This is a genomic window from Pseudanabaena biceps PCC 7429, from assembly GCF_000332215.1.
GTDB lineage: Bacteria > Cyanobacteriota > Cyanobacteriia > Pseudanabaenales > Pseudanabaenaceae > Pseudanabaena > Pseudanabaena biceps.
Genome location: NZ_ALWB01000294.1, coordinates 1 through 5,221, shown reverse-complemented (window position 1 = coordinate 5,221; position 5,221 = coordinate 1). Strand labels below are relative to the sequence as shown.

Annotated in this window: 3 protein-coding genes and 1 pseudogene; 1 reads left to right on the top strand and 3 read right to left on the bottom strand. The window is 46.3% G+C overall.

Going from position 1 to position 5,221, the window contains the following annotated elements:
* A pseudogene (locus PSE7429_RS27825) lies at positions 1-177 on the top strand (NF041680 family putative transposase); the annotation flags it as partial.
* Between the two features lie 230 nt (positions 178-407).
* On the opposite strand, the gene PSE7429_RS21070 reads toward PSE7429_RS27825, so the two are convergent.
* From PSE7429_RS21070 to PSE7429_RS21060, 3 genes are all read right to left on the bottom strand, one after another.
* A complete protein-coding gene (locus tag PSE7429_RS21070) occupies positions 408-1,616 on the bottom strand; it encodes a type II secretion system F family protein (RefSeq protein WP_009629390.1) in 1,209 nt (402 codons plus the stop codon).
* A 43-nt stretch (positions 1,617-1,659) separates the two neighbouring features.
* Positions 1,660-2,814: a type IV pilus twitching motility protein PilT gene (locus PSE7429_RS21065; protein ID WP_040690013.1), complete on the bottom strand. Its 1,155-nt coding sequence runs from the start codon at positions 2,812-2,814 to the stop codon at positions 1,660-1,662.
* Between the two features lie 184 nt (positions 2,815-2,998).
* Positions 2,999-5,011 (bottom strand): GspE/PulE family protein, encoded by a 2,013-nt coding sequence (locus PSE7429_RS21060; protein WP_009629388.1) that lies wholly within the window; start codon positions 5,009-5,011, stop codon positions 2,999-3,001.
* Between the last annotated feature and the right edge of the window lie 210 nt (positions 5,012-5,221).

The following is a 5,221-nucleotide window of genomic DNA, read 5'->3' as shown; positions in this document are numbered from 1 at the left end:
CTCAGGGCTTTGCCGCACTTTTAGTCAGGATTGGTTCTCCAGCCTGTTCTCCTAAACCTCGTGGTAAGTCCCTTGGTTGGAAATCTGGGCGTAAGCGTTCTCCTTTTCCTCGCTTTCCTATCATCAAAAACGGGTTTCCCGTCCAAAAAGGTCAACAAAGACAACCTTAATTCCTAACCCTCAATATTCTCGTTTTCATTCTCTTAGATTTCCTCAGTTCTTTATTCTCTGAGTTACTTTTTCCTGCTCTTTTTCTGCTTATCTCAATCACCTTAGTCTAAACTCCAGTAACATTACTGACTATGGCTGTAACAAAAAAAGAGGATCACGGTGCAAATCCCCGTGCCCCTCTTTTTGGGATATAAAAAGTTTCCAAAAGATGGAGATTAGCGCCACCTCTTTGGAAGTTATTTGATCTTGTCCATAATCGAGAAGATCGGTAGATACATCCCAACGATAATAGAACCCACCATGCCGCCTAAGACGACGATCATCAATGGTTCCATTAAACTGGTCAGAGCTTTTACCGCCTCTTCGACTTCATTCTCATAAAAGTCAGCCACTTTCATCAGCATCTTATCGATTTCACCCGTTTCTTCGCCAATGCTAACCATTTGCAAAGCCATAACGGGAAAGACCTCAGTCTTTTCCATAGCAGGTGCAATTTGACCGCCTTCTCTAACCGCATTTCTAGCAGACTCGATCGCGTTAGAGATCACCAGATTTCCCGCCGTTTCAGCGGTAATTTCGAGGGATGCCAGAATCGGTACACCTGCCTTAGAGAGCGAGCCAAAGGTACGCGCAAATCTTGCCACAGCAGTTTTAACAACCAAGTCACCAAACAAAGGCAATTTCAAGAAAACGCCATCAAGGTAGAGCTTGCCCGCAGGGGTTGCATAAACACGGTTGTAAACGAAGGTAATCGAAACAAATAGGGCGGGAATGATGAAGATCTTCTCACTCTTTAAAAAATTACTGATATTTACCAATATTTGGGTAAATGCTGGTAACTCACCGCCTAAGCTTTTAAATACACCATCAAATACAGGAATGATGAAAATACACATTGCTAAGAAGATGATCACGGCGATCGATGAAACCACGATCGGATAGGTCATCGCGGATTTAATTTGATTGGTGAGACGTGCAGAGTCTTCGAGCAATGTCGCCAGACGGGCTAATACATCATCTAACACCCCACCAGCTTCCCCAGCCTGTACCATCGCGCAGTATAACTTATCAAATACCTTAGGATGCTTACGCAGAGCATCGGAAAAGTTGGTACCTTGCTGTACGTCATCAAGAACTTCCGTTAATGCTACCTTGAGAGTGGGATTGGAGCATTGGTCGCACATGACTCCCAAACCTCGCACCATTGATACACCAGCATTGACCAAGGTTGCTAACTGTCGGGAAAATAGAGCTAAGTCTTTAACCGTTACCTTTTTCATGGTAATGGCGGCAAAACTAAAGCCCCCCTTTACCTCTTTGATATCTTGAACGACAAATCCTTTTTGTCTCCAAGTATCGCGAGCCTCTTTAACCGATTCAGCAACCATTGTTTGCTGTACGGATTTACCTTTAGAATCTTTGAGATTCCCCTGAAACTTCGCCATGATTGCACCTCTTTAATAGGAATTATGGGTAGAAAATAGTCGTCTAGCCACTGATCGATCGCGATTTGATCATGTCTTGCGATCGCAGATCTCCCGTTGTTTTGCGTTTCATTACAGGGGCAGGATTGGGTCCCACTACGCGCAATAGTTCTTCAGGACGTGAGGTCTTGGACATGGCGGCTTCAAAGCTAATATCCCCATCCATATATAACCTTGCTAATACCGACTCAAGGGTTTGCATGGACTCTTTCCCACCAGTTTGGATAAAGCCATACATCTGGGCAGTTTTACCCTCACGGATGAGGTTGGAAATTGCAGGTGTAACGACCATGATTTCCTGCGCCATTACCCGCCCGAACTGTCCTGGTTGGGGGTTATGACGGGGAACGAGAGTTTGGCTCAATACGGCGACGAGAGAGTTAGACAACTGGACGCGAATCTGCCCTTGCTGTTCTGGGGGAAATACATCCACCATGCGATCGACGGTTTGAGATGCAGAGCTAGTATGCAATGTACCAAATACGAGATGTCCTGTTTCAGCAGCCGAGACGGCTAGTTGAATGGTTTCTAAGTCACGCATTTCACCGACGAGAATTACATCGGGATCTTCCCTTAATGCCGCTTTGAGGGCATTGGCAAAGGTTTTGGTATCTTCCCCAACCTGCCGTTGGTGGATCACGCTTTTCACGGATTCGTAAACAAATTCGATGGGATCTTCAACGGTGAGAATATGTTCAGCACGGGTTTTATTGATCGTTTGGATCATTGCCGCTAGGGTCGTTGTTTTTCCCGAACCTGTAGGTCCCGTAACCAGAACTAGTCCGCGTGGTTTTTCGCTAAGTTCGCGGACGATCGGTGGCAAGTTCAGATCATCCATATCAGGAATTTTCGATGAAAGCGCCCGCAGGCAAGCCGCATAGGTACCGCGATCTTTGTAAACATTGACACGAAACCTTGCTAATCCTTTGACTCCATAGGAGCAGTCTAATTCCCAGCTTTGTTCGAGCGTTTTGCGTTGATTGTTGTTGAGCATCGCAAAAATTAAGCGCTGACACTCTTCAGGAGTGAGTGGATCGCGATCGGTACGGGTGAGATGCCCGTTGATACGAATATAAGGAGGAAGTCCTGCGGAAATGTGAAGGTCAGAACCCTTACGCTCTACGACCTCTTCCATCAAGTCTTCGATGATGTAGTCCATTACCATAGTGGGCGATTCTCCTAATCTAATCCTAATAAGTGCATGTTTCCCTATATATCCCCAAAAATCTGCCTTTGTGTCAGATTTTAAAAACTAGAAAATTCCCATGCTTGAAGCCTCATGCTTTACAAATGCTTTACAAGTGTTTCACAAATGTTTCACAAAAGGCTTCAAGCGCAGTTTTTTAGAAAGTTCTAGGCGTGGTGCAGTACGGACATTCAACGGTCTCGGGGGTGAGCATTGCGTCGCAATTATCACATTCCAATCCTTTGCCACGACGGGCGCGTTCTTCGGCTTCTCGACCTTTATCGGTATAGACAACCCGCAGCACCTCATCTAAGGTGGTCGCGCCAGTTCTGACCAAGTCAAAAGCGTAGGCCATCAAGGTTTTCATGCCTTCCTGTACAGCAATTTCTTTGATGACTTCAGTGGTTGCGCCTTTGTTAATGGCACTTTGCAAGCGCTCGGTCATTTTCATGATCTCGTATACACCTGCTCGACCCTTGTACCCAGAGCCATTACATTTTGGACAGACTCGTTGACCGGGAAGCATGGCTTCGCGATTGACTATGTTGGCACGGTAGAAGGTTTTCTCAAGGTCGCTACTGGGTAAACCGAAACGATCTAGCTCCTCTTGGGATGGGTTGTAGGGGATGCGGCAGTTGTCGCACACTTTGCGAACGAGACGCTGAGCGAGTACACCGATAATAGCGGTACTTGCCATAAATGGCTCGACCCCCATTTCTTCGAGACGGGCGATACAGCTAGGCGCATCATTGGTATGCAAGGTTGTCAGTACTAAGTGCCCCGTTAAAGCTGCCTCGATCGCTGTTTTGGCGGTCTCTGCATCGCGGGTCTCTCCGACGAGGATTACATCGGGATCTTGCCGTAAAAAAGCGCGGAGAATACTGGCAAAGGTCATCCCTTTTTCCCGTAGCACTTGGCATTGGGTCAATCCAGGTAAGTTATATTCAACGGGATCTTCGGCAGTACTAATGTTAATGCCAGGATCGTTACATTCCGCAAGGGTTGAATAGAGGGTAGTGGTTTTACCCGAACCCGTAGGTCCAGTTACGAGAATTAGTCCATAGGGTCTTTGGGCAAAGCTTTGCATAAGGGCAAGGCTTTCGGGATCGCTGATCAGTTTGTTGAGCCCGAGTTGGGTATTGGAGTTATCCAAAATCCGCAGACATACCTTTTCCCCGTTTTGGGTAGGGCAAGTATTGACGCGGAAGTCAACCCGCCGACCTTGGAAGTTTCGCTTGAGCTTACCGTCTTGGGGAACGCGTTTTTCGGCGATGTTCAGATTGGAGATAATTTTGAAGCGAGAAATTACGGCGTTGATAATATTTTTCGGTAAGCGCTTACTTTCACTGAGGAAGAAGTATTCGCGCAGTACGCCATCTTTGCGCAGACGAACGCAGAGATCCTTTTCCTGTGGTTCGATGTGAATGTCGGAACATCCTTCTTTAAGGGCTTTGACAAGGATTTTATCAACGAGGCTGATGATTGGGGCGGAATTTTCACCCCCAACCATTAGTTCATCGCCTTGATCGCTATCGGCAATATCTTCGCCAAAGACATCATCTTTGACCTGTAGATCTTCATCGCTGATCGCTCCTTCCGACTTGGAACTCTTATTGATTTGAAACTGCACGATATTGTCAAAGGTACGGTGAAAATCCTCACGGGCAATCACACGCTTCACGATCGTCATGTTTTTAATGAGGCGCGCGATCTCATTTTGGACTTTATAGCTGTCAGGAGCAACTACGGCAAGTGTGATGCTATTTTCCGTCTTAACTAGGGGCAGGATCTCGCAGTCTCGGCAGCTGGAGATGGGGATGATATTGGAGTCAAGTAAAACGCTGAGGTTGCCAATATCAAATTTGTCAATTTCAACATCGGGATCGATCGGTTCGAGGCCGTAAAGTACCCGTAATTCAAAAAGTTGTTGGCGTTTGTAATAGCGGGTAATGTCGGGGGCGAGTTGCTGCCCCAGAATTTGCTCTAGGACGTTGAGAAATGGCACATTTTGTTCTTGGCTATCTTTGACAGCGCGATCGAACTGGTCGGAGGTGGCATGTCCTGCTTGAATCAGTTTGCTCTCGAAGGGAGTTCGACCTCCCCGTTTGGCAAGAGCTTTGGTCTTATTTCTGCTTGCGGCGGTGGTTGGCGCTTGATCTGATGTATTCATAGCCCAAGATTTCCTAAGAGTTCATTACCCAATTGAGATTAAATCTTTGCGATCGCAAAGCAATGTAAGGCGATCATAGCTTTTTGCATAACTATATTGGGAAAAATAGCACAAGTGCTTCATAGTTTTACAAAAAATAGTTTTATCAGATAAGTAAGTGGGCTTAATTAAATATAAAACCCTAAAATCTGCGGCGCACGCGCAGCGTGC